The following is a 20,416-nucleotide window of genomic DNA, read 5'->3' on the forward strand; positions in this document are numbered from 1 at the left end:
CGGCTCAGGCGGTGAGGTCCTCCGGGGTGTGCAGCCGCACGAGCGTGCGTGCCGCACCCCGGGGGATCCCCTGGGGGGTGGCCAGGGACACCCCCACCATGACCGCGCCGACCAGCGGCACGATCCAGGCCGCCGGCTGCGCCAGCAGCGCGGCGCTCCAGCCGCCCTGGTCGCCGGCCAGCACGGTCACCGCGACCGCGCCGATGGCCAGCACCGCCCCGGTGAGCAGCCCGGCGGTGGCGCCCTGCACCGACAGCCGCGGCCACCACACCCCGAGCGCCAGCAGCGGGAAGAACGTCGAGGCCGCGATGACGAAGGCCAGGGTGACGAAGGCCGCCAGCGGCACCTCGGGGAAGATCCCGACGCCGGCGAAGGGCACGAGCACCGCCACCACGGCGGCGATGCGGAAGCCGGCCACCTCGGAGGAGTCGCCGGGCACCGCCCGGGCGAGCAGCGGCCGGACGACGTCCTGGTTGAGCACCCCGGTCACCGCGAGCGCGAGCCCGGAGGAGGTCGAGAGGAACGCCGCGAAGGCCCCGCCGGCGAGCGCCGCGAGCAGCACCTCCCCGCCGAGGCCGGGCAGCACCTCCGCGGGCAGCCGCAGGACGACCGTGTCCGGCCGCACCCCGGGCTCCAGGGTGGGCAGGTAGGCGCGGCCGAGCACGGCATACACCACCGTGACGACGTAGAAGAGGCCGAGGAGCACGAGCACCCGCACGGTCGTCGCCCGCGCCCCGGTGCCGTCCGGGTTGGTGTAGTAGCGGACCACGACGTGCGGCAGCCCCATCGTCCCCAGGGCCAGCGCGAGCACGAGCGACAGGGTGCGGTAGAGCCCGTGACCGTCGCTCTGCGGGCCGCTGCCCGGCAGCACCCACGACTCGGCGACCTGGAGCCCCGGTCCCTGCGTGCCCCACCACACGGCCAGCAGCACGCCGGCCGGGACGGCCAGGGCGGACAGCTTGATCCAGTACTGGACCGCCTGCACGAGGGTGATCGAGCGCATCCCCCCGGCCGCCACGGAGAGCACGACCACCCCGACCACGAGCACCGGCCCGAGCCACAGCGGCGCACCCGACACCAGCCGGAGGGTGAAGCCGGCGCCCTGCAGCTGCGGCAGCAGGTAGAGCCAGCCGATGAAGACGACGAGCACCGAGCACAGGTGCCGGACCGAGCGGGACTCCAGGCGCGCCTCGGCGAAGTCGGGCAGCGTGTAGGCGCCGGAGCGGCGCAGCGGGGCGGCGACGAGCACCAGCAGGACGAGGTAGCCGACGGTGTAGCCGACCGGGTACCACAGCGCGTCCACGCCCTGGTCGTAGATGAGCCCGGCGACGCCGAGGAAGCTGGCGGCCGAGAGGTACTCCCCGCCGATGGCCGCGGCGTTGCGCTGCGGGGTCACGGCGCGCCCCGCGACGTAGAAGTCGCTGGTCCGGCGGGAGAGGCGCAGCACGAACACGCTGAGGGCGACGGTGACGAGGCAGACGAGGAGTACCGCTGCGCCGGCCAGGCTCGGGGCCACCCTCAACGCTCCCGGGCGACCGCGGTGAGCCGCTGCTCGATCCGGGTCGCGGCCCGCGTGTACCAGGCCGCGACCCCGACGAGCGCGGGGTAGACGAGCACGGCGAGCACGGGCCACACGACCGGCACCCCGGCGACCTGGACGGACCGGGCGGCGGGGAGCACGGCATACAGGACGGGTATGCCGCCCAGCACCACCGCGAGCCCGGCCAGGACCGCGAGCGCGAGCCGCAGCTGCGCGCGCAGCAGGCCGTGCAGGTAGAGCTCGCCGGCGCCGGTCTGCTCGACCAGCGCGGCCGCCATGGGGCGGCGGCGCGCGGTCGCGGCCTCGCGACGGGCCGAGGTCACCCGCACCCGCGCCTCGTACCGCGCGGGCGCCTCCTCGCTCACGCGCCCTCACCGAGGACGCGCTCGCGCACCGTCCGTGCGTGGCGGCGGGCCACCGGGAGCTCGGGCCCGTCCGGCAGCAGCCGCAGGCTGAGCCGACCCTGTGCCTGGCGCACCTGGCCGACGTGGGCGAGGTTGACCAGCGTGGACCGGTGGATCCGGACGAAGCCGGCGGCGGCCCACCGCTCCTCCAGCGTGGTGAGCGGCAGCCGCAGCAGGTGCGACGCCGACCCGGTGAAGAGGCGCACGTAGTCGCCCTGCGCCTGGACGTAGCGCACCGAGGAGCGCTGCACGAAGCGGGTGACGCCGCCGAGCTCGACGGCGATCCGCTCCTCGGGCGGCTCCGGCGCCGGTCCGTGGCCGGGGCGGGCGGCCTCCGGGGGGTCGACGACGGTCGGGCCGCGGCGCGCCAGCGCGGCGACGACCCGGTCGACCGCCTGGGCGAGCCGGGCCGGCGGCACCGGCTTCATGACGTAGTCGACGGCCTGCACCGCGAACGCGTCCACCGCGTGCTCCTCGTGCGCGGTGACGAAGACGACCAGCGGCGGCGTGGCGAAGCGGTTGACCACCCGGGCGAGCTCCATGCCGTCCAGGCCCGGCATCGAGATGTCGGAGAAGACCACGTCGACGTCGCCGTCCTCCAGCGCCCGCAGCGCGTCGGTGCCCGAGCCGACCGGGTGCACGCTGCCCAGCCGGCCGTCCTGCTCCAGCAGGTAGGTCAGCTCGGACAGGGCCGGCGGTTCGTCGTCGACGACGAGGGCACGCATGGGGTCATGGTAGGGCCGGGTTCAGCGGTCCGGGTGGACGCCGGGGGCGTACTTCGGCACCCGGAAGGTCACCTTGGTGCCCAGGCCGGGCGCGGTCTCGACGACCAGGCCGTGCTCGTCGCCGTAGACCTGCCGGAGCCGGGCGTCGACGTTGCCCAGGCCCATGCTGTGCCCGTCGTGCGCGGCGGCCTCCCCGCTGCGGTCGCCGTCGAGGGCGCGTCGGACCAGCTCGGGGTCGGAGCCGACGCCGTCGTCCTCGATGGCGATCTCGGCCAGGTCGCCCAGGTCGGTGCCGGTGATGGTGACCGTGCCGACCCCCTCCTTGCCGGCGAGCCCGTGCCGCACGGCGTTCTCCACGAGCGGCTGCACCGAGAGGTAGGGCACCGCCACCGGCAGCACCTCGGGGGCGATGAGCAGGTTGACCCGCAGCCGCTCGCCGAAGCGCGCCTGCTCGAGCACGAGATAGCGCTCGATGTTGCGCAGCTCGTCGGCGAGGGTGGTGTAGGCGCCGCCGCGGCGCAGGGCATACCGGGTGAAGTCGGCGAACTCCAGCAGCAGCTCACGGGCCCGGTCGGGGTCGGTGCGGACGAACGAGGCGATGGCGCCGAGGGAGTTGTAGATGAAGTGGGGGCTGATCTGCGCGCGCAGGCTGCGCAGCTCGGCCTCCATGGCGCGGGTCCGCTCCCGGTCCAGCTCGCCCAGCTCCAGCTGGCCGCTCACCCACGTCGCGACCTGCTCGGTCGCCCGGGCGAGACCGGCCGACGGACGCGGGGAGTATGCCGCGAGCGCGCCGATGACCCGGTCGTCAACCACGAGCGGGGCGACCACGCCGGCGCGCACCGGGCACTCGGGCACCTCGCAGGGCAGGTCGGCCCGGGTGAGGACGACGACGTCGCCCCCGCGCAGCACCCGGTGCGCGTGGTCGGCCGCCTGCTCGCGGTGGTGGTCGCCCAGCCCGCTCCAGGCCAGCGTCTGCTGGCTGTCGCAGATGGCCAGGGCGGTCCCGCCCAGCATCATCCGCAGGTGCCGGGCGGCCGGCTCGGCGTGCTCCGGGGTCAGCCCGGCCCGCAGGTTGCGGCCCGCCTGCGCACCCGAGCGCAGCGTCTCGTAGGTGATCCGGTCGGTCTCGGAGAGGAAGCCCCGGGCGGCCCGCCGCCGTCGCCACCAGGCCAGCAGCCAGACCAGCAGGCACGCCCCCAGGACCAGCAGCGCGGTCGGCAGGTGGAGGTCTCCGGGCATGGGCGGAGGCTACTCCTGCCGCCGCTGCCGGCCGGTCGGCGGAGGTGCTCCCTCAGCCGGGGAAGACCCGGACCGGGCCGACCACCCACAGGCCGACGGTGTCGCCGACCGCGGGGGCCTCCGGCCCGACCACCCGGGCCCGCAGCCCCTTGAGCGGGGTGCCGCTCACCAGCTCGAGGTCGGCGACCGAGTCGTGGCCGAAGTAGGTCACCCGGGACACCCGGGCGTCGACCGAGCCCTCCCCCGGTGCGACGAGCCGCAGCTGCTCGGGCCGCAGGATCGCGACGACCGCGCCCCGGGTGACGAAGCCGGCCGCCTCCAGGTTGCCGAGGGCGCACCGGAACTGGTTGTGGCTGGCCAGCCCGTGGATGGGGATGGCCTCGCCCATGAAGGACGCGATGTGCGCGTCGACCGGCTCGCCGTAGATGGTCCGCGGCGGCGCGATCTGGCCGAACGCGCCCTGCCGGAGCACGGCGATCTCGTCGGCGAAGGACATCGCCTCCCCCTGGTCGTGGGTCACGAGCAGGGTGGTCGCCCCCGAGGCCTGCAACGCCCGCGCCGTCGCCTCGCGGGTCGCCGTCCGCAGCGCGGTGTCGAGGGAGGAGAAGGGCTCGTCGAGCAGGACCAGGTCGGGCCGGGGGGCGAGCGCCCGCGCCAGGGCGACGCGCTGCTGCTGCCCCCCGGAGAGCTGGTCGGGGCGCCGCTCGGCCACGTCGGCGGGCAGCTCGACGAGGTCGAGCAGCTCGAGCACGCGGTCCCGGTGCGCCCGGCCGCGCCGCGCGATGCCCGTGCGCGGCAGCCCGAAGGCGATGTTGCCGGCGACCGACAGGTGCGGGAAGAGGCCGCCGTCCTGCCGGACGTAGCCGACGCCGCGGCGCTCCGGCGCGACCCACGCGTCGTCGCCGGCGACCGTCCGGCCCCCGACCTGGACCTGCCCCGCGTCCGGTCGCAGGAAGCCGGAGATGACCTTGAGCAGGGTGGTCTTGCCGGAGCCGGAGTCGCCGAGCACCGCGGTGGTGCCGCCGGAGGGCACGGCCAGGTCGACGCCGTGGAGGATCTCCACGTCGCCGTAGCCGGCGCGCACGCCGGACAGCCGCACCTCGCTCATCGGCCCGCGTGCTCCCTCAGCTCGTGATCTGGCGCCGCAGCAGGACCGTCAGCGGGACCGACAGGGCGATCATCATGGCGGCGAAGGGCGCTGCGGCAGCGTAGTCCAGCTCCGCGGTGGCGCTCCAGAAGGCCAGCGCCAGCGTCTCCACCCCGGTGGGCGCGAGCAGCAGGGTCGCGGTGAGCTCGGTGCTGATGGCCAGCGCCACGAGCACGAAACCGGCGAGCACCGAGGGCGCGGCGAGGGGCAGGACCACCCGGCCGAGCACGCCGGCGCCGTTCTGCCCGAGCGAGCGGGCGGCCTCGGCCAGCTCCGGCGGCGCGGCGGCCAGCCCGGAGCGCAGCGCCACCATGGCGCGGGGCAGGAAGAGGATGGCGTAGGCCAGGAGCAGCAGCAGCGCGGTCTGGTAGATCCCGGGGACCAGCGAGATCGACAGCGTGATGAGGGCCAGGGCGACGACCACGCCGGGCAGCGAGCTGGCCAGGAAGGTGAGCCGCTCGACGAGCACCGCGAACGGGCCGGGGTGCCGGTCCAGCAGCACCGCCCCCGGCAGCCCGAGCGCGACCGCCAGCAGACCGCCGAGCACGGCGAGCCCCACGGTGGATCCGGTGACGAGGAGCAGGTCACCCAGCCCGGCACCCTCGACCCGGATGCGGGTGCCGACGAGCAGCCAGCGCGCGACCACCGCGACCGGGACGACGACGGCCAGCGCGACCACCGCGCCCAGGGCCGCGACCGCAGGCACCGTCCACCGCCCCAGGGGCAGCGGCAGCGGTCGACGCCCGGCGCCGGCGCCGAGCCGGGCCACCCGGGCCCGGCCCCGGGCCGCGACCTCGACGGTGAGCACCAGCAGGCACAGCACGAGCAGGACCGTCGCCAGCAGCGAGCCGCGCACGTCGCTGAACCCCACGGCGTACTGCTGCAGGATGGCGGTGGTGAAGGTCTGGTAGCGCATCATCTCCAGCACCCCGAACTCGGCGAGCAGGTGCAGCGCGACGAGCAGCGCCCCACCGCTGACCGCCGGGCGCAGCCGGGGCAGGACGGTGCGGAAGAACGCGCCGACCGGCCCGACGCCCAGGGAGCGGGCGATCTCCTCCTCGCCGGCGTCGAGGGTCCGCAGCAGCGCGGCGACCGGCAGGAAGACGAAGGGGAAGTAGGCGAGGGTGGTCACCAGCACCGCTCCCCCGAGGCCCACCAGTCCCGGGCGCACCGAGATCCAGGCGTAGGCGCTGACGAACGCCGGCACCGCCAGCGGCGCCAGCATGAGGGTGCGCCACAGCCCCGGCACCGGCAGGTCGGTGCGCTCGACCAGCCAGGCCGCCCCGACGCCGAGGACGACGGTCGCCGGCACGGTCAGCACCATGAGCCAGCCGGTGTGCGCGAGCAGCTCGCCGATCCGGGGCCGCACCAGGTAGTCGAGCGCTTCCCCCGGCGGTCCCGAGCCGGCGCGGACGAGGATGACCGCCACCGGCAGCACGGTGAGCGCCGCGACCAGGGTCGCGAGGGTGGCCAGCACCGGGCTGGCCGGGCGGCGCGGGCGCCGGCGGGTCGGCGCCCGCTGTCCCGGCGCCCGCTGCCGGTCGGGCTCCGGACCCGGGCCGCCGGCGGCTCCGGCCGCCGCGGCGGCGCGCAGCGTGCCGCTAGAGGAGACCGACATCGGTCATGAGGTCGGTGACCTCGTCGCTGTCGAGGGTGAACGGGTCGACCGGCGGCGCGTCGAGGTCGGCGAGCGGCGGCAGCGCCGGGTCGGAGTCGACGCCCTCGGCGACCGCATACTCCATCGACCCGGAGTCGACGAGCACCTGCTGCCCCTCCGGCGAGGTGATCCAGGCGAGGAACTGCTGCGCGGCGTCCGGCTTGGCGGCGTTGGCCAGGACCCCTCCGGCCGAGAGCGACACGAAGGCGCCCGGGTCCTGGTTGCCGAAGTAGTGCAGCCGGGTGCTGCCGGACTGCTCCTGCGTGCCGGCCTGGTCGCGGTACCAGTAGTAGTGGTACATCACCCCGACCGGCACCTCGCCGGCGTTGACCGCCTGCATGGTGGCGATGTTGTTCTGGTAGATCTCCGCCCCGGACTCCAGCGCCTCCAACCAGGCACGGGTCTCCTCCTCGCCCCGGTCGGCCAGCATCCCGGCGACGATGGCCTGGAAGTCGGCGCCCCCCGGGGCGCAGCCCCAGCGTCCCGCCCAGGCGGGGTCGGCCAGGTCCATCATCGAGGCCGGCAGCTCCTCCTCGGAGATCTGCTCGGGGTTCCAACACAGGACGGTCGAGCGGGCGGCGATCGCGGTCCAGTCGCCGCTGGAGGGCGCGCGGTCCTCCGGCACCTGGGCGAGGGTCTCGTCGGCCACCGGGGCGAGCAGCCCGGCGCGCTCCACGACGGTCATCGCCGGCGAGTTCTCGGTGAGGAAGACGTCGGCCGGGCTGGCCTCCCCCTCGGCGACGATCTGGTGCCCCATCGAGGAGTCGGTGCCGCGCCGGATCTGCGTCGGGATGCCGGTGGCCTCGGTGAAGGCGTCGGCCCACGCCTGGGTGACCCCCTCGTGCTGGGAGGAGTAGATCTGGAGCGCCTCGGGGTCCGGGACGTACTCCTCCTCCCGGCTGCAGGCGCTCACCACCAGCGGGGAGGCGGCGAGGGCGGCCAGCAGGGCGCGGCGGGACAGGGTGCTCACGGACGGGTCCTCTCGGGGGACGGGGCGCTGGGGACGGGGGTGGCCGGTTCGGCCCGCGTCGCGGACGGGGTGTGCCGGGGGTCGAGCAGCCGTTGCAGCCGCCGGACGGGGGCGTCGGAGAGGCGCCACAGCAGCACGCCCGCGGCGAGCGCCGCGACGGTGGCGAGCAGCGGGGTGGGCACCCAGCCGAGGATCTGGAACTGGATGAGGTAGATGTGCAGGCTCGCGGCCGCGAGGACGGTGAGGACCGGCACCAGGCGGGCAGGCACCCGCAGGGTCGGCACCAGGGCGAGCAGCAGGACGCCGGCGAGGATGGTGGCGTTGCGGACCGGGTCGTCGGGGAAGAACCACGCGACCCCGAGGGTCATCGCGCCCAGGGTCCACCACCGGCGGGCGGGGGTGTCGGCGTGGGCGAGCGCGAGACCGACGGCGAAGAGCCAGAAGACGGTCGGCATCATGCCGCGCAGCACGCCGTCGGCGAGGCTGAGCACGAGGAAGCGCGGGACGAGCGCGACGAGGAGCAGCCCGAAGGCCACCCGCCAGGGGTCGGTGCGCCAGGCGCGGGCCACCGGTGGCAGCGAGAGCACCGCCGTGGTCAGCAGCAGGCAGGCGACGAGGGCGTCGACGAACCACAGCTCGTTGTGCTTGCCGTAGGCGATGTCACCGACGAGCCAGTTGGCCAGGACCACGTTGTCCCAGCCGTAGCGACCGTAGGACAGCCCCAGCAGCGCCACCGCCATCGTGGGGACGGCGATGCCGACCAGCAGCCGGGCGGTCCCGCGCCAGCGCGCGGCGACGCCCGGCGCGGACAGCCCGAAGGTGGCGGCGCTGAGGCCGGCCACGACGAGCAGGGTGTGGGCGCCGCCGAGGACGCGGAACAGGTCGGCGTGCGAGCCGCAGATGATGACGACCGCGACCGCCCGCAGCACGACCGAGGTCTCCAGCGGGACACGGGCACCGTGTCCCCCTCGCGTCCGGCCCTCCCCGGCCGGGCGGGGGGTCCGCAGGCGGCGGAACCGGCGCCTGCCGCCGGGCTGGCCCCCGCCGTCGTCCCCGCCGTCGGTGGGCCCTCTCTCCGGCTCGACCAGCTGTGCGGCGGCGACCAGCTCGGTGAGCGGCCGGTGCTGCCAGCCACGGGGCAGCTCGCCCAGCAGCGCGGTCAGCCGGGTGGAGGCCAGGACGTGCGACAGGGAGTCGCCACCGAGCTGCACGAAGGACTGCTGCAGGTCCACCTCGTCGCGCCCGAGGACGCCGCCGAGCACCTCGGCGACCCGCACGGGCAGGCTCGGCGCGTCGACCCGCTGCCGGGTGTCGGCGCACTCGTCCGGGTCGCCCCCGCGCACCAGGACGTCGCAGCCGGGGCGGTCGACCTTGCCGTTGGCCAGGCGCGGCAGCGGCAGCACGGCGACCCGGACGTGGCCCACACCGACCCCGCTCGCGTCCGCCGCGACCCGGCGGGCCCGGGCGGCCAGCTGCTCGGCCGGGACGCCTCCGGCCGGCTCGACCGCCACCCGGAGGCTCTCGTCGTCGCCGGTGACGCAGGCGTCCAGCCCCTCCGCCTCGAGGGCCTGCTCGACCCGGGCGAGGTCGATGCGCAGCCCGAGGATCTTGACGAACCCGGAGCGCCGCCCCACGATCCGCAGCAGTCCCGACGCGTCGACCCGCCCGAGGTCACCGGTGCGCAGCTCCTCGACCATCCGGCCGAGCGCCAGGTCCTCCGGGGACTCGGCATACCCGAGCATCACGCCCGGCCCGCGGACGACCACCTCGCCCACCCCGTCGCCGGACGCCTCCGGCACGGTGCGGTCCAGCACGACGGTGGTGCCGGGCACGGGGCGCCCCACCGCGTCCGGCGCCCCGGCCACCTCGCGCGGGTCGTGGACGCAGATGCGCGCGGTGGCCTCGGTCTGCCCGTACATCACCGCGAGCCCGAAGCCGTGATCCCTGCCGAGTCCCGCCAGGCGGGTGACCTGGTCCGGCGACAGGCGGCCCCCTGCCTGGGTCAGCAGCCGCAGGGACGGATGACGGCGCCGCAGCCTTCCCGACCGCTCGAGGAGGTCGACCTGGTGCGGCACCAGGGCCAGCGTGCTCACCCCTGCGTCGACGCAGGACCAGAACTCGTCGTCGAGCACGGACGCCCCGGTGAGCGCGACGGCCGCGCCGGCGAGCAGGTGGCTGTGCAGGACCGAGAGGCCGAAGCAGTAGTGCAGCGGGAGGCTGGTCACGCCGCGGTCGGCGGCGGTGAGCCCGAGCGCCTGGCCGATCGCCCGGGCGTTGGCCAGCAGGCCGTCGCCGGAGAGCCGGACGAGCTTGGGCGACCCGGTCGAGCCGGAGGTGCTCAGCAGCAGGGCCAGCTCCGGGTGCAGCAGGTGCCGCGGGGCGGGCGCGAGGTCGGTGCGCGGAGGCTCCTCGACCTGCCCCCCGGCACCGAGCACGAGGTCCGGCTCCCAGGTCGCGCCGAGCCCGCGGTCCCCCTCGGGCACCAGCAGCACCACGTGACCGGCCTCGAGCACGGCGAGGTAGGCCACCACGTCGTCGGGCCGGGGTCGCACCGACACCTGCACGAGCAGCCGCCCCCCGGACACCGGCGGCAGCGCGTCCGCGCGCTCCTCCACCCGCCGCCGCAGCTCGCCGTGGGTCAGCACCCCGTCCGCGGAGACCAGCGCCGGTGCCGCGGGGTCCACGGAGCCGGCCGGCGGCAGCGGCGCTCGGCCGGGGCGCGTCGACGCGGGGGCGACGGCGGGATGGACGGACACGCGACTTAGGCTAGCCTCAGCGAAAAAGGTGACCAAATCCATGGGTATTTCATGACCGACCCTCTCGTCGTCGACGTCTGGTGGGCCGACCTCACGGCCGCCGACCTCCGTCTGCTCACGCTGCTGCCGGAGCCCGAGCGGCTCCGGGTGCTCGCCGTGCCGCGGGACGCCGACCGTGGTCGCTCGCTGGTGGCGGCGGCGCTGCTGCAGCACGCGGTCGCCCGTCACCGGCGTCGGGCGGCCGGGTCCGCCGGTGCCGCGCCGGCGGACCTCACGCCGGTCCAGGTCGACCGCACCTGCGCCGGGTGCGGCGAGCAGCACGGCCGCCCGGTCGTCGACGGCGGGCCGCACGTGTCGGTCGCCCACGCGCACCTGCTCGTGGCCGTCGCGACCTGCGCCGGCGCGTCCCTCGGCGTCGACGTCGAGCGGCTCGACCGCGACCTGCCCGACGGGTCGGACCCGCTGGGCTGGACGCTGCGGGAGGCCCGGGTCAAGGCGGGCGTCGAGGTGGGAGCGGCTGCGTGCGAGACCCCGCTCACCCCACCGCTGCCCGGGTATGCCGCGGCTCTGGTCCTCGCCCCCGTCGCCGCCGGGTCGGCCGCCGACGACGTCGACCTCGAGGTGCGCGAGCACCGGTGGCACCCGGGCTGAGGCGGGGCGGGCGACGAGCGTGGGAGGCTGGGTCATGCCCACGGCGTACCGGGACCTGGACGAGCTCTCCCAGGTCGAGCTCCTGCACGACGTCGCCGAGCGCGCCGCACCGTTCTTCGGGCTGGCGCCGACCGCGGTCGATCTGGTCCTGCACGGCTTCAACACCACCTTCCGGGTGCAGACGCCGGAGGCCACGGTGGCGGTGCGGGTCAACACGAACTCGCTGAGCTCGGCCGCCACCGTGCAGGCGCAGCAGGCCTGGCAGCACGCGATCCGACGGGACACCGAGGTGCTCGTGCCGGACCCGCTGACGGTCCTGGGCGGGGGTTACCTCGCGCTCGTCGGCTCCCCCGAGCTCGGGCGGGAGGTCATGGTGACGGCCAGCAGCTGGCTCGCGGGAGACGACCTGGGGACGGTGAGCACCCTCGAGCAGTGCCGTGCGCTGGGCCTGCTGATGGCGGAGCTGCACGAGCACGCGGAGTCCTGGGAGACCGAGGGCCACGACCGGTTCCCCCGGTTGGCGGGCACCCTCTTCGGCGATCCCGACCTGCTGACCTCCGCCGTGGCGTCCGACCCCGGTCTCGCGGCCCTGGTGGCCGAGGCCGGCCGGCGGTGCGGGGCCGCCTTCGACCTGCTGGCCGGCCAGCCGGCCATCCCGCTGCACGCCGACCTGCACGGCGGCAACCTCAAGTGGCACGACGGACGGCTCGCCGTCTTCGACTTCGACGACAGCGGGCTCGGCCCGCCGGTCCTGGACCTGGCGATCTGCGCGTTCTACCTGCGTGGCGGCGACGACGAGCAGGGGCCGGAGGCGGCCGTCCGGGAGGGCTACGCCACCCGGCGACCGCTCCCCGACCTGCCGGCGGAGGCCTTCGAGGCCCTGGTGGCGGCCCGGCAGCTGCTCCTGGCCAACAGCATCCTCGCGAGCACGACCGCGGGCCAGCAGGCGGAGGCGGCGGCCTACCTGCAGATCACCGGTGAGCGGCTGCGGCAGTGGTTCGACACCGGACGGTTCACCCGGGTGGTGCCCAGCCGCTGAGCAGGCGGCGCCGCGGGACCGCGGGCGCCACCTGCTCGGTCAGCCCTGGTCGGCCGGGGCGTCCTCCAGGGTGTCCTTGAGCGGCACGTGCTTGATCATGGCCGTGGCGAGGAAGACCAGCGCCAGGATCGGCAGCCCGATGAGGAAGGCCCCGTGCAGCTGGTCGGCCAGGCCGGCGCGCAGCGCCTCCTGGACCACCGGCGGGACGTCGCCGATGGCACCGGGGTCGAGGACCGCGCCGACGTCCAGGCTGCCCGCCTGCGCGGCGGCCTGGTCGCGCAGCTCGGCCGGCAGGTGCGAGGCGACGGCGGCGCCGAGCCCGCCGGTCATGATCGAGCCGTAGACCGCGATGCCCACCGTCGAGCCGATGTTGCGGCTGAACTGCGTCGTCGCGGTGGCGACCCCGAGGTCGCGCCGGGCGACGACGTTCTGGACGACGAGGGTGAACTGCTGCATCGCCATACCGAGACCGACACCGACGACCGCCATCGACCCGAACAGCTCCCACGGGCTGGAGGTCTCGGACAGCAGGGTCAGCAGCCACACCCCCGAGGCCATGATGGCCACGCCGGTGAGCATGAACGGCTTGTAGTGCCCCGTCCTCGTCACGAGCAGGCCGGTGAGGATGCCCATGACGATGAGGCCGAGCATCATCGGCATGAGGATCAGCCCGGACTGGGTGGCGTCGACCCCGAGCACGCCCTGCGCGAAGACCGGGATGTAGATGATCGACCCGAACATCACCATGGCCAGGCCGAGACCGGCGACGTTGGCCCAGCTGAAGACGCTGCTGCGGAAGAGGCGCAGCGGCAGCAGCGGCTCGCTCGCCCGCAGCTCGACGACGACGAAGGTGACCGCGGTGGCCAGACCGAGGGCGTAGAGGCCGAGCACCTGGGTGGAGACCCAGGGGTAGGTCGTGCCGCCCCAGCTGGTCGCGAGCAGGATGGAGACCATCGCGACCGACAGCGTGACGATGCCGGCGACGTCGATCCGCGCCTCGCGCCGCTGGTGCGGCAGGTGCATGTGCCGCAGGACGAACCACAGGGTGAGCAGCCCGACCGGCAGGGTCGTGAAGAAGAGCCAGCGCCACCCGAGGTGGTCGGTGATGAGACCGCCGGCGAGCGGGCCCGCCACCGACGTGACGCCGAAGACCGCACCCATGAGGCCCTGGTACTTCCCGCGCTGCCGGGCCGGGATGATGTCACCGATGATGGTCTGCGAGAGGGGCATGAGCGTGCCCATGCCGGCGCCCTGGATGGCGCGGCCGGCGACGAGCATCCAGAAGCTGCCGGCCAGGCCGGAGACGACCGAGCCGACCATGAAGACGACGAGCCCGGCCAGGTAGAAGGTCTTGCGACCGTACAGGTCGGACAGCTTGCCGACGACGGGCACGACGACGGCCGACACGAGCATCGCCGCGGTCGCCACCCACGAGTAGTGGCTCATCCCGCCGAGGTCGGCGACGATCTGCGGCAGCGCGGGGCCGACGATGGTCTGGCTGATCGAGGCGACGAACATGCCCATCATCAGGCCGGCGAAGACGATCTTGTGCTCCCGGCTCAGCCGGAAGGCGGGGGCGGCCGAGGCCGTCGGGTCGACGGCGGTGGCGGTGGTCGAGGGGGTGTCGTCCGTGGTCCGGACCGGCTGGGCGTCGGTCGTGGTGCTGGTGCTGGCGGTCATCAGGTCCTTGCTCGATGGGGCGGTCAGGAGGTCTGGGTGGCGGGCGGACCCGCCGGGGGCGTCAGGGGGACTGCCCGGAGGTCGGCGTGCCGCGGGCCGACTCGAGGGAGTCGGCCAGCCGGCCGAGCAGGTCGGCGAGCTGCTCCTTCTCCGCCTCCGGCCAGTCGGCGAGGGTGTCGGTGACGAGGTCGACGCGACGAGCCCGTTCCTGGGTCAGGGCCTCCCGGCCGGCCTGCGTGAGGCCGAGGACCTGGGCCCGCCGGTCGGCCGGGTCGGGGTGGCGATCGACGAGCCCCCGCTCGGCGAGCGACGCCAACCGGCGGCTCATCGTGGACGGGTCGAGACCCTCGGCACGGGCCAGGTCGCGCGACCGGGTGCACTGCTGACCGGCGAGCCGGACGAGGACGGCGACGTCGGTGGGCGCGAGGTCCCCCTCCCGCTCGCGCAGGAACCGGCTCATCGCCGTAAAGGTCCGTGCCAGTTCCTCAGATAGTTGCATGATGCATGCATCATACACCCGCAAGGCCCGATCCAGCACGTCCGTCGGTGCGGGGCACTAGCGTGTGGCCCGACAGGTCGCACAGGTCGAGGGAGTCCGTATGTCCGTCGCGCTCACCCCTGAGCAGGAGCGGGAGTTCGAGGAGCTGACCGCGCCGTTGCGCGGGGAGCTCATCGCGCACTGCTACCGCATGCTGGGCTCCGCCGGGGAGGCGGAGGACCTCGTGCAGGAGACCTACCTGCGCGCGTGGCGGGCCTACGACCGGTTCGAGGGCCGCTCCTCGGTGCGGACGTGGATGTACACCATCGCCACCAACTCCTGCCTCACCGCGCTCAAGGGCCAGGCCCGCCGGCCGCTGCCCAGCGGGCTCGGCCAGCCGCCCGGCGACCCGAGCGTCCCGGTGGTCGAGGACCGCTCCCGCGACTGGCTCGAGCCGCTGCCGGACCGCGTCGTGTGGGGCCGTGACGCCGCCCCCGTCGACCCGGCCCAGGCCGTGGAGGCCACCGAGGACACCCAGCTCGCCTTCGTCGCGGCACTGCAGGAGCTGCCGCCGCTGCAGCGGGCCGTGCTCGTGCTGCGCGACGTGCTGCAGCTGTCCGCGGCCGAGACGGCCGGGGTGCTCGACACCACGGTCGCCTCGGTCAACTCCGCGCTGCAGCGCTCCCGCGCCAGGATCGGTAAGGGCCTGGACCGCGCGGGCCGCCGGGTCAGCGAGCTCAGCCACGCCGAGCGGGAGGTGTTCGCGGCCTTCTGCGACGCCTTCGAGCGCTACGACGTCCCGGCCGTCGTCGGAGTGATGACCGAGCAGGCCGTCTGGCAGATGCCGCCGTACGACCGCTACTACCTGGGCCCGGACGACATCGCCGCGCTCATCGGCGGCCAGTGCCCGGCGACCGGGCCGCGGGACCTGCGGATGGTGCCGACCGTCGCCAACGGCCAGCCCGCGGCGGGGATGTACCTCCGCCGCGAGGACGGGACCTACGAGGCCTTCCAGCTCTGCGTCGTCGACCTGCGCGACGGGCAGGTCAGCGGCGTCGTCGGCTTCTTCTCGGCCGACGCCTTCCGCCACGCCGGGCTGCCCCTCGTGCTCGGCGAGGACGCGACGACGACGCTCTAGCACCACCCGCACCCTCCGCCACCGAGCCTCTTGACACCACGTCAGGGCAGCAGGACCATGCGAGCAGTGGCGGCCGGGTGTGACGCAGGGGCCGTCGCATCTGGACGAGCCCAACCGAGCCCGCCCTCCCCATCGTGAACCGGAGGTCTGGACATGCGTCGTTCCACCCTTGCCGTGGCAGCCAGCGTGCTGGCGCTCACGGCGTCTCTTCTCACCGCACCGGCACAGGCCCGCACCAGCGAGCCTCGTGTCGTCGTCGACGGACTGGTCGGGCCGCTGAGCCTGGCCGTCGGGTCCGGACACGTCTATCTGACCCAGAACTTCAGCGGTCAGCTCTCCAAGGTCAAGCGGGGCACGGTCAGCACCGTGTACCAGGTGCCGGAGACCGGCGGCCTGGGCGGCGTGGCCATCAGCCGGGGCAGGACGTACCACCTGGAGAGCGACTTCTCCGGGGAGACGCCGACCAGCCATGTGGTGCGGACCTCCCGGGACGGCACCCGGACGGTCGTCAGCGACGACCTGTGGCAGCACGAGATCCAGAACAACCCGGACGCCGGGGTCAGCTACGGCTTCGTCGGGCTCAACTCCTCGTGCGCCGAGGAGCTCGCGGCCTGGGAGGACGCCTCCGATTCCCCGCCCCTGTCGGAGTACACCGGCATCGTGGAGTCCAACGCCTACCAGCTCGAGGTCCGCGGGCACCGTGCCTACGTGGCCGACGCGGCGGCCAACGCGGTCCTCGAGGTCGACCTGCGCACCGGTGACATCTCGACCGCGGCCGTGCTCCCCGTGTTCGACATCCCCTTCACCGAGGAGCTCAAGGCGGGTCTCGAGGCGTCGCTGCCCCCGGGTGCGGACCCGCTCCCGGACTGCGTGGTCGGCGAGGCCTACACGCCCGAGTCGGTGCCCACCGACGTGGCGGTGGACCACAAGGGCAGGCTCTACGTCACCACCCTGGGCGGTGCCGCCGGCGAGATCGTCCCGCTGAGCCGCGTCTACCGCATCGACCGGCACGGGCACGCCACCACGGTCGTCCGCGGCCTCCACGGCGCGACGGGCCTGGAGCGCTCACGCGACGGCCACCTCGTCGTGGCGGAGCTGTTCGGGGGTGAGGTCTCGGTGGTCCGCCCCGGCACCGGGAAGGCCCGCACCCTGTTCACCGCCGACTCCCCGGCGGACGTGGCCCTCTCGGGCAAGCGGGTCTACGCCACCACCGGAGCGTTCGGCAACGGGGCACTGGTGACGTACGACCTCGGCCGGCGCCGCTGACCCGGTGACTCAGGCGGTGCTGCGGCCGGCGACCGAGGCGATGCCCAGCCAGGTATGCCGGTTGCCGGCCCAGCACCAGCCCAGCTTGGGCGCGCCCCGGCGGTCGCGGCCGTCACGGCCGGTCCCGTTGCTGATCCACAGCGCCGGGACGCGCGCGTCGAGCCCGGGACGTCCCGCGGCCCGCGGCCGGCGGGACCCGGTCGTCATGAAGCACCGGTTGCGCTCCAGGACCTCGGGCCGCTGCAGCACCCAGGCGACGCCCTCGGCCACGGTCATGAGGTCGCGCCCCCGCGACCGGATCTGCGGGTCGACCTCGTCGGGGCTGCGGTCGGCGTGCTCGTCACCGCGCTCCGGCGCGTGCACGGCATACAGGTCGGCGTCCGGGACCTCGACCCCCGGCGCCGGGCCGAACTCCGCCAGGTCGGTCATGTCCTCGACCACGAACCCGGGCCGGTCACCGCGCCGCAGCAGCGGCACGAGGTCGCCCACCGGGGCCAGCCGGGGATGCACGACGAGCAGGTCGCCGACGAGTCCCGGTGGGAGGTCAGGGACCGGCACCCCCAGCTCGGCGAGGCGTCGGTGCTGGGCGGTCAGGTCGGGCAGCGGGTGCACGGTCCTCCTGGGTGTCCGGGGCGTCCTTCAACGCCGGCGCGGCCCATCCCATTCCCGTCGCGGCGGCCATGGGGGCCGGGCAGGACGAGCCCGGGAGAGCGGCATACCGTAGGAGGAATGGAGTTCAGATACCTCGGAAACAGCGGCCTCAAGATCAGCGAGATCACCTACGGCAACTGGCTCACCCACGGGAGCCAGGTCGAGAACGAGGTCGCCCACCAGTGCGTGCGCGCGGCCCTCGACGCCGGCATCAGCACCTTCGACACGGCGGACGTCTACGCCAACACCAAGGCGGAGTCGGTCCTCGGCGAGGCCCTCAAGGGCGAGCGCCGCGAGAGCCTGGAGATCTTCACCAAGGTCTACTGGCCGACCGGCCCGGGCGGCAAGAACGACACCGGGCTGTCTCGCAAGCACATCATGGAGTCCATCGACGGCAGCCTCTCCCGGCTGCAGACCGACTACGTCGACCTCTACCAGGCCCACCGCTACGACACGGAGACGCCGCTCGAGGAGACCATGCAGGCCTTCGCCGACGTGGTGCGGCAGGGCAAGGCGCACTATATTGGCGTGAGCGAGTGGACCGCTGACCAGATCCGGGCGGGGCACACGCTGGCCCAGGACCTGGGCATCCAGCTCATCTCCTCCCAGCCGCAGTACTCCATGCTGTGGAGGGTCATCGAGCCCGAGGTCGTGCCGACCTGCGAGGAGCTCGGCATCTCCCAGATCGTCTGGAGCCCGATGGCGCAGGGCGTGCTCTCCGGGAAGTACCTGCCCGGTGAGCAGCCGACCGAGGGCCGCGCGGCGGACGAGTCCATGGGCAAGGGCATGCAGGGCTTCATGCGCGACGAGACGCTGCGCGCCGTGCAGGAGCTCAAGCCGCTGGCCGAGGAGGCCGGGCTGACCATGCCGCAGCTCGCCGTCGCCTGGGTGCTGCAGAATCCCAACGTCGCCGCCGCCCTGGTGGGCGCGTCCAAGCCCTCGCAGGTCGAGGACAACGTCAAGGCCGCCGGCGTGACCCTCGACGCCGACCTCATGGCCAAGATCGACGAGGCCGTCGGCGGGGTCGCCGAGAAGGACCCGGGCAAGACCGCGGAGAACGCCCCGCAGACCCGCGTGGCCTGAGCCCACCCGCGTCACCCACGGCTCGCGCCGCGTCCGGCCCCCGGACGCGGCGCGAGCCGTTGTGCCGTGCCGTGGGCGGTGGCAGTCTTGGACCATGAGACTGGACGAGGTCTTCGCCCGCCACAGCGACGGCAGCTCTGACCAGCCGTTGCTCGTCACCCCCGCCATCCGCCCCTCCGCGCGGGAGCAGCTGGCGACCCTGGAGCGCCTGGGCCTCAGCGCCCAGGACGGGGTCACCGAGGCCGACCTGCTCGCCGACCGCGAGGTCGCGCAGGCCATCCGCCAGCATCCCTACGTCGCGCTCCTGCACTGCCTGGCCCGCGACGCCGACGGGGAGCTGACCCACCACCCGCACGTCACGACCGTCGACCTCGAGCACGTCGTCGGCCCGGACTCCTACCCCGACCTGGTGCGCAAGCTGGCCGCCGCCGCCGGGTCGACCGAGGAGCTCGGGGAGGTGCACGGCGGGGTGGACCGCGAGCGCAACCGCTGGGTCGTCCGCTTCCGGGTCGGGCGCATCACCCGCGAGCTGCACCCGCGCCTCGACCACGACTACGCCGACATGGCCGTCCTGCCGTGGATCTTCGACGCCGTCTGCCTGCCGGGCCAGGCCAGCGCCTTCGTCCGGCACGGCCAGCGCATCACCGTGGCCTACGTGCCGCGGTGGCACGTCGACGAGCTGCAGCGGGTGCTGGACCGCTGGGCGTCCCTGGCCTGAGCCGGCGGCGGTCCCGGGCTCAGGCCAGGGCCGCACCCTCCCACCGCCACGGCACCGGGTGCCGGAACGTCGCGGGCGCTCCCGTGGGCGGGTAGACCTCCAGCACCGACCCGTCCACCAGGACGCGGGTGCCCTCGACCAGAGCCAGCCGGCCGAGGTCGGGGTGGACCAGGCCGGCACCGGCCCCACCGACGTCGAGGCCGAGCTGCCCCTCCAGGGCCGCTCCGTGCACCGGCTCGGCCGCCCCCCACGGCAGCCCCGCGGCGGCCAGCGGGTCCAGCACCAGCCGGGGACGGCTGTCCTCGAGCACCAGGCGCCGCGGCACGGTCATGCAGCCGGCGTGGTCCCCGCCGCTCTCCTCCGGGCCGTCCTCACGGACCCAGCCCATGAGCCAGTAGCCCGCGCGTCCGTCGGCCGCGAGCTGCGGGGCGTAGAAGTCGGCGCCCTCGTCGAGCAGGTCGACCCGGTCGACCTCGAGCGCGGGCCGCCCGGCATCGTCGCTGCCGAAGGCCCCGGTGCACGCCACCACCTGGCCGAGCACGCCACGGTCGTGCAGCGACACGACCAGCGTGGCCCGCCCGTCCCAGACCGCCAGCTGCGGACACTCCCACACGTCGGCGGGCAGGGCACCGGCCAGCGCGGGGTCGTCACCGGTCAGCCAGACACCGAGGTAGTCCCAGGCCAGGAGGTCGTCGCAGCCGTAGAGCAGGATCGCCGGCGTGCCGTCCCGGAGCCCGGCGCCGAGCACGGCATACCGGTGCCCCTCGTGCTCGAGGACGAACGGGTCGCGCATGACGGCGACGTCGTCCACCTCGGGGGTCTGGGCGACGACCACCGGGTCCGACCAGGTGTCGAGGTCCGCGTCCATCGACCAGCGCAGGCACACGGTGCTGCGCCCGTCCGCGCCGGTCACCCCGGAGTAGACGGCCGCGGGCCTCTGCGGCCCACTGACCAGGACGCCCGACCAGCAACCGAAGCTGTCGGGTCCTCCGTCCTGCGGGGTGAAGGCCACCGGGTGCTCGCGCCAGCGGAGCAGGTCGGTGCTGCTCGCGTGTCCCCAGGCGATCTGCCGGTGCCACGGACCCTGCGGGTTGTGCTGGAAGAAGACGTGCCAACGGCCCTCGTGGAAGACCATGCCGTTGGGGTCGTTCAGCCAGCCGCGGGCGGGGCGCAGGTGGTAGGCCGTGGGCGCTCCCCCGGTCGTGGACAGGCTCATCGGTGCTCCTCGTTCGGCACGGTCCGGCGGCCACCGGCCGCGACGATCCCGCCCACTG

General features: G+C 74.7%; 18 protein-coding genes. 6 read left to right on the forward strand and 12 right to left on the reverse strand.

Annotation, left to right across the window (positions count from 1 at the left end; translation table 11 throughout):
• Positions 1 to 4: 4 nt before the first annotated feature.
• Genes EUS26_RS02700 through EUS26_RS02735 form a run of 8 tightly spaced genes read right to left on the reverse strand, consistent with a single transcriptional unit; the run spans position 5 to position 10,438 of the window.
• Complete coding sequence (locus EUS26_RS02700) at positions 5 to 1,516, reverse strand: sodium/solute symporter (protein WP_130011646.1); 1,512 nt, start codon at positions 1,514 to 1,516, stop codon at positions 5 to 7.
• A 2-nt stretch (positions 1,517 to 1,518) separates the two neighbouring features.
• Positions 1,519 to 1,905: a hypothetical protein gene (locus EUS26_RS02705; RefSeq protein WP_130011647.1), complete on the reverse strand. Its 387-nt coding sequence runs from the start codon at positions 1,903 to 1,905 to the stop codon at positions 1,519 to 1,521.
• On the reverse strand, positions 1,902 to 2,669 hold the full coding sequence (locus EUS26_RS02710; RefSeq protein ID WP_130011648.1) for a LytR/AlgR family response regulator transcription factor: 768 nt from the start codon (positions 2,667 to 2,669) through the stop codon (positions 1,902 to 1,904). Before EUS26_RS02710 ends, EUS26_RS02705 begins: the two co-directional genes overlap by 4 nt.
• Before the next feature lie 21 nt (positions 2,670 to 2,690).
• Positions 2,691 to 3,908: a GAF domain-containing sensor histidine kinase gene (locus EUS26_RS02715; protein ID WP_202865021.1), complete on the reverse strand. Its 1,218-nt coding sequence runs from the start codon at positions 3,906 to 3,908 to the stop codon at positions 2,691 to 2,693.
• 52 nt (positions 3,909 to 3,960) lie between these two features.
• Entirely contained in the window at positions 3,961 to 5,016 is a 1,056-nt protein-coding gene (locus tag EUS26_RS02720; RefSeq protein WP_130011649.1) for an ABC transporter ATP-binding protein, read from the reverse strand.
• Positions 5,017 to 5,032: 16 nt separating this feature from the next.
• A complete protein-coding gene (locus EUS26_RS02725) occupies positions 5,033 to 6,673 on the reverse strand; it encodes an ABC transporter permease (protein WP_130011650.1) in 1,641 nt (546 codons plus the stop codon).
• Positions 6,657 to 7,682, reverse strand: coding sequence for an iron ABC transporter substrate-binding protein (locus EUS26_RS02730; protein ID WP_337590206.1), 1,026 nt, complete (start codon positions 7,680 to 7,682; stop codon positions 6,657 to 6,659). The genes EUS26_RS02725 and EUS26_RS02730 overlap by 17 nt, the downstream gene beginning before the upstream one ends.
• Positions 7,679 to 10,438, reverse strand: a complete 2,760-nt coding sequence (locus tag EUS26_RS02735; RefSeq protein ID WP_165368481.1) for an AMP-binding protein — start codon at positions 10,436 to 10,438, stop codon at positions 7,679 to 7,681. Before EUS26_RS02735 ends, EUS26_RS02730 begins: the two co-directional genes overlap by 4 nt.
• A 51-nt stretch (positions 10,439 to 10,489) precedes the next feature.
• Between EUS26_RS02735 and EUS26_RS02740 the strand changes: the two genes are divergently transcribed.
• Together EUS26_RS02740 and EUS26_RS02745 are read left to right on the forward strand one after the other, a co-directional pair.
• Positions 10,490 to 11,089, forward strand: coding sequence for a 4'-phosphopantetheinyl transferase family protein (locus tag EUS26_RS02740; RefSeq protein WP_130011652.1), 600 nt, complete (start codon positions 10,490 to 10,492; stop codon positions 11,087 to 11,089).
• A 34-nt stretch (positions 11,090 to 11,123) separates the two neighbouring features.
• A complete protein-coding gene (locus EUS26_RS02745; RefSeq protein ID WP_165368482.1) occupies positions 11,124 to 12,128 on the forward strand; it encodes a phosphotransferase enzyme family protein in 1,005 nt (334 codons plus the stop codon).
• 39 nt (positions 12,129 to 12,167) lie between these two features.
• Here the strand turns inward: EUS26_RS02745 and EUS26_RS02750 are convergent, their stop codons facing one another.
• Both EUS26_RS02750 and EUS26_RS02755 read right to left on the reverse strand, forming a co-directional pair.
• The gene (locus EUS26_RS02750) at positions 12,168 to 13,808 is read right to left on the reverse strand and encodes an MDR family MFS transporter (protein WP_238148784.1); all 1,641 of its coding nucleotides are present in this window, start codon (positions 13,806 to 13,808) and stop codon (positions 12,168 to 12,170) included.
• A gap of 61 nt (positions 13,809 to 13,869) precedes the next feature.
• Positions 13,870 to 14,307 carry a MarR family winged helix-turn-helix transcriptional regulator gene (locus tag EUS26_RS02755; protein ID WP_130011654.1) on the reverse strand — a complete coding sequence of 146 codons (438 nt, stop codon included), beginning with the start codon at positions 14,305 to 14,307 and terminating at the stop codon, positions 13,870 to 13,872.
• A gap of 100 nt (positions 14,308 to 14,407) precedes the next feature.
• Here EUS26_RS02755 and EUS26_RS02760 point away from each other — a divergent pair, with 100 nt between their 5' ends.
• A complete protein-coding gene (locus EUS26_RS02760) occupies positions 14,408 to 15,424 on the forward strand; it encodes a sigma-70 family RNA polymerase sigma factor (RefSeq protein ID WP_130011655.1) in 1,017 nt (338 codons plus the stop codon).
• A gap of 153 nt (positions 15,425 to 15,577) precedes the next feature.
• Entirely contained in the window at positions 15,578 to 16,690 is a 1,113-nt protein-coding gene (locus tag EUS26_RS02765) for a ScyD/ScyE family protein (protein ID WP_130011656.1), read from the forward strand.
• Between the two features lie 9 nt (positions 16,691 to 16,699).
• On the opposite strand, the gene EUS26_RS02770 is transcribed toward EUS26_RS02765, so the two are convergent.
• Positions 16,700 to 17,302, reverse strand: a complete 603-nt coding sequence (locus EUS26_RS02770) for a DUF5701 family protein (protein WP_130011657.1) — start codon at positions 17,300 to 17,302, stop codon at positions 16,700 to 16,702.
• 117 nt (positions 17,303 to 17,419) lie between these two features.
• Between EUS26_RS02770 and EUS26_RS02775 the strand changes: the two genes are divergently transcribed.
• Positions 17,420 to 18,424, forward strand: a complete 1,005-nt coding sequence (locus tag EUS26_RS02775) for an aldo/keto reductase family protein (RefSeq protein ID WP_130011658.1) — start codon at positions 17,420 to 17,422, stop codon at positions 18,422 to 18,424.
• 94 nt (positions 18,425 to 18,518) lie between these two features.
• Positions 18,519 to 19,142 (forward strand): hypothetical protein, encoded by a 624-nt coding sequence (locus EUS26_RS02780; protein ID WP_130011659.1) that lies wholly within the window; start codon positions 18,519 to 18,521, stop codon positions 19,140 to 19,142.
• 19 nt (positions 19,143 to 19,161) lie between these two features.
• Here EUS26_RS02780 and EUS26_RS02785 read toward each other — a convergent pair whose 3' ends face one another.
• Positions 19,162 to 20,358 carry a glycoside hydrolase family 32 protein gene (locus tag EUS26_RS02785; RefSeq protein ID WP_165368483.1) on the reverse strand — a complete coding sequence of 399 codons (1,197 nt, stop codon included), beginning with the start codon at positions 20,356 to 20,358 and terminating at the stop codon, positions 19,162 to 19,164.
• Positions 20,359 to 20,416 lie beyond the last annotated feature (58 nt).

The sequence above is a fragment of the Serinicoccus sediminis genome (assembly GCF_004153545.1).
GTDB lineage: Bacteria > Actinomycetota > Actinomycetes > Actinomycetales > Dermatophilaceae > Ornithinicoccus > Ornithinicoccus sediminis_A.

Coding starts and splice junctions, on each gene's coding strand:
- EUS26_RS02740 (WP_130011652.1), top strand. CDS start 10,490: ATGACCGACCCTCTCGTCGTCGACGTCTGGTGGGCCGACCTCACGGCC.
- EUS26_RS02725 (WP_130011650.1), bottom strand. CDS start 6,673: ATGTCGGTCTCCTCTAGCGGCACGCTGCGCGCCGCCGCGGCGGCCGGA.
- EUS26_RS02780 (WP_130011659.1), top strand. CDS start 18,519: ATGAGACTGGACGAGGTCTTCGCCCGCCACAGCGACGGCAGCTCTGAC.
- EUS26_RS02710 (WP_130011648.1), bottom strand. CDS start 2,669: ATGCGTGCCCTCGTCGTCGACGACGAACCGCCGGCCCTGTCCGAGCTG.
- EUS26_RS02755 (WP_130011654.1), bottom strand. CDS start 14,307: ATGCAACTATCTGAGGAACTGGCACGGACCTTTACGGCGATGAGCCGG.
- EUS26_RS02760 (WP_130011655.1), top strand. CDS start 14,408: ATGTCCGTCGCGCTCACCCCTGAGCAGGAGCGGGAGTTCGAGGAGCTG.
- EUS26_RS02785 (WP_165368483.1), bottom strand. CDS start 20,358: ATGAGCCTGTCCACGACCGGGGGAGCGCCCACGGCCTACCACCTGCGC.
- EUS26_RS02750 (WP_238148784.1), bottom strand. CDS start 13,808: ATGACCGCCAGCACCAGCACCACGACCGACGCCCAGCCGGTCCGGACC.
- EUS26_RS02765 (WP_130011656.1), top strand. CDS start 15,578: ATGCGTCGTTCCACCCTTGCCGTGGCAGCCAGCGTGCTGGCGCTCACG.
- EUS26_RS02715 (WP_202865021.1), bottom strand. CDS start 3,908: ATGCCCGGAGACCTCCACCTGCCGACCGCGCTGCTGGTCCTGGGGGCG.
- EUS26_RS02745 (WP_165368482.1), top strand. CDS start 11,124: ATGCCCACGGCGTACCGGGACCTGGACGAGCTCTCCCAGGTCGAGCTC.
- EUS26_RS02775 (WP_130011658.1), top strand. CDS start 17,420: ATGGAGTTCAGATACCTCGGAAACAGCGGCCTCAAGATCAGCGAGATC.
- EUS26_RS02720 (WP_130011649.1), bottom strand. CDS start 5,016: ATGAGCGAGGTGCGGCTGTCCGGCGTGCGCGCCGGCTACGGCGACGTG.